The organism is Actinosynnema sp., from assembly GCF_052038725.1.
Genome location: NZ_JBQGCX010001499.1, coordinates 1 through 2505 on the forward strand (window position 1 = coordinate 1; position 2505 = coordinate 2505).

Consider the following 2505-nt stretch of genomic DNA (forward strand, 5'->3'; position numbering starts at 1 on the left):
GGCGCACGTGGTCGGGCAGGTGGCCGATCCGGGCGGCCTCCCCGGCGGGCAGGTCGGTGACCACCTCGACGCCGAGCCTGGCCGCGCCGCGCAGCAGGGCGCGGACGCGGTCCCGCTCGGCGGGGTCGGCGACCGGGCCGGGGAGGACGCAGACCCTCGGGCCCGCCCGCCCGGCGCGCAGCAGGCCGTGGACGATCGCGGGGGCGCTGTGCGGGACGTGCCGGACGGGCAGGTGGTCGTGGTCGACGGGCAGGCGCATCCACGGCGGGAGCTGGTCGACGGTGACCGAGCCGAGCGCGACCTCCTCGGTGAGCGCCGCGCCGTGCCGGGCGAGCGCGCCGCCGAGCAGGGCGGCGAGCGGGTCGGGGCGGTCGGGGGTGGCTCGGTGCCAGCCGACGAGGTCGAGCCCGAGCAGCACGCGGGCGCTGGGCGCGCCGAGCACCTGCGCGAGGACCGGGCCGGAGTAGTCGCGGGCGTCCCACACCACCAGGTCCGGGCGCCAGCGGCGGCCGAGCGCGACCAGGTCGTCCACGACGTCGTCCACCGGCGGCAGGCGTGCGGCGAGGGCGTCCACCGGGCCGTCCAGCAGCGCGAGGCCGGGCAGGTCGCCGGGGAGGTCGCCGTCCGGGGCGGGGGGCGTGGCGGGACTGGCAGTGGCGGGACTGGCAGTGGCGGGGCTGGCGGTGGCGGGTGCGGCCGGGCCGGCCGGGCCCACGACCACCGGGGTGAGCCCGGAACCGGTGACCGCGCCGGTCCCGCCGGGGCGGGTGGCGACGCGGAGCTCGTGGCCCGCCGCGCGCAGCGCCCAGGCGAGCGGGACGAGGTGCGGGAAGCGGGAGGGCGCCGGGAGCGCGGTGAGCAGGACTCGCACTGGCCGCTCCGATCGTGGTGGTGTGGCCGCGAATTCGGGCGAAGGATATCGACCGCCGGATTGCGCGACCGGGGGCGCGCCTTCGCGGGCACACCTTCGAGTGAGGTGATCACGCGCGTTCGACGGGGTCCGGAAAACCCCTGCTATAAAACCGGGATGACGGGCTTCCGCGCGCGGCGGGCACCTCGGGTGCCGGGTTCCGCGAGCGCTTTCCCGCGTGTCACCGGACTTCTCCCCCGGCGTCGGTCCGGCGGGTCCTCCTCCACCGGTGGCGGTTCCCTTCGGCGAGAGGAGTTTCGAGGTGACCGAGGCGCTTGACCGGGCGGTGCCCGCCGGGGTCGGGGAGCACGTGGAGATCTACGAGGTGGTGCACTCCGCGCGCGGGCGGGACTGGGTCGCGGAGGCGGACCTGGTCGCCAAGCTGGTGCTGGCGCGCAACCCGTGGGCCGGGTCGCTGCTGGACGTGGCCTGCGGGACGGGGGCGCACCTGCGGCGGTTCGGGTCGCGGTTCGCCAGGGTGGCCGGGGTGGAGCCCTCGCCCGCCATGCGCGGGTTCGCCGAGGCCCGGCTGCCGGGGGTGCCGGTGCACGCCGGGGACGTGCGCGGGTTCGACCTCGGGGTGCGGTTCGACGCGGTGACGTGCCTGCGCTTCGCGATCGCCCACGCCCGGTCGCTCGCGGAGCTGGGGGCGATCGCGGAGTGCTTCGCCCGGCACCTGGTGCACGGCGGGGTGCTGGTGGTGGAGCCGTGGTGGTTCCCCGAGCGGTTCCCGGAGGGGTGCGTGAGCGGGTCGGTGGTCGAGCGGGACGGGGTGGTGGTGAGCCGGTTGTCGCACTCGGTGCGGCGGGGGCGGACGACCAGCACCACGGTGCGGTACACGGTGGCGGAGGCGAGCGGGATCCGGGACTTCACCGAGCGGGAGGAGCTGGGGCTGTTCGGGGAGGAGGAGTACCTGGCGGCGTTCGCGGCGGCGGGGATCAGCGCGGCGCACGTGCCGGGCGGGTTGAACGGGCGGGGGGTGTTCGTGGGGGTGCGGTGCTGAGGGCGCGCCGGGGGTGAGCCGCCTGGGCGCCGGGGTGCTCGGGGCTTGGCCGTCCGGGGTCGCGGCGGTCAGCGGGTGCGGTGGTGCTCGGCCAGGCGGGTGAGGTCGACGCGGTGGAAGCCGTCGCCGAGGGTTTCCTGGATGTCGTCGTCGACCCTGCCCTCGGCGTAGACGCGGCCCTCGGGGTCGACGAACAGGCCGACCTGGTCCAGGTGCGCGTTGACCGCGTCCCGGTAGGCGGCCTCGATGCCGGGCACGTCGTAGTCGCCGGGGTTGGGCCCCAGGTGGCTCAGGACCAGGTCACGCAGCGTGGCGGCCCCGCCCATGTCGTGGAGGCCGGACAGGTGGCCCAGCAGTTCCGAGGTCACGCGCTCATGATCCGGATGAGGGGGATCATCCGTTCGAGAGGCCCCGTTGATCTTTTCGGGTGAAGGCCGCTCGGGTGGTCGTGACGGTTCGCGGTGGGGGCGCGGGCGGTCCGGCGCGCCGCCACGCGCCGGACCGGTTCCGGTCAGCCCCGGTGCAGCGCGCCTGCCAGGCGGCCTGCGATCAGGGCCTCCGCCTCGGTGACGATGCGGTCCACCAGCTCGCG

At 76.6% G+C, this 2505-nt stretch carries 3 protein-coding genes; 1 reads left to right on the top strand and 2 read right to left on the bottom strand.

Translation table 11 applies throughout. From position 1 onward, the window contains the following. Positions 1 to 871 (bottom strand): hypothetical protein (locus tag ACTUAL_RS31650; protein WP_440902792.1); only part of this gene is annotated, 871 nt, incomplete at its 3' end. Between the two features lie 301 nt (positions 872 to 1172). Here ACTUAL_RS31650 and ACTUAL_RS31655 point away from each other — a divergent pair. Then, positions 1173 to 1913 carry a class I SAM-dependent methyltransferase gene (locus tag ACTUAL_RS31655; protein WP_440902793.1) on the top strand — a complete coding sequence of 247 codons (741 nt, stop codon included), beginning with the start codon at positions 1173 to 1175 and terminating at the stop codon, positions 1911 to 1913. Between the two features lie 68 nt (positions 1914 to 1981). Here ACTUAL_RS31655 and ACTUAL_RS31660 read toward each other — a convergent pair whose 3' ends face one another. Next, entirely contained in the window at positions 1982 to 2281 is a 300-nt protein-coding gene (locus ACTUAL_RS31660; RefSeq protein ID WP_096495438.1) for a hypothetical protein, read from the bottom strand. Between the last annotated feature and the right edge of the window lie 224 nt (positions 2282 to 2505).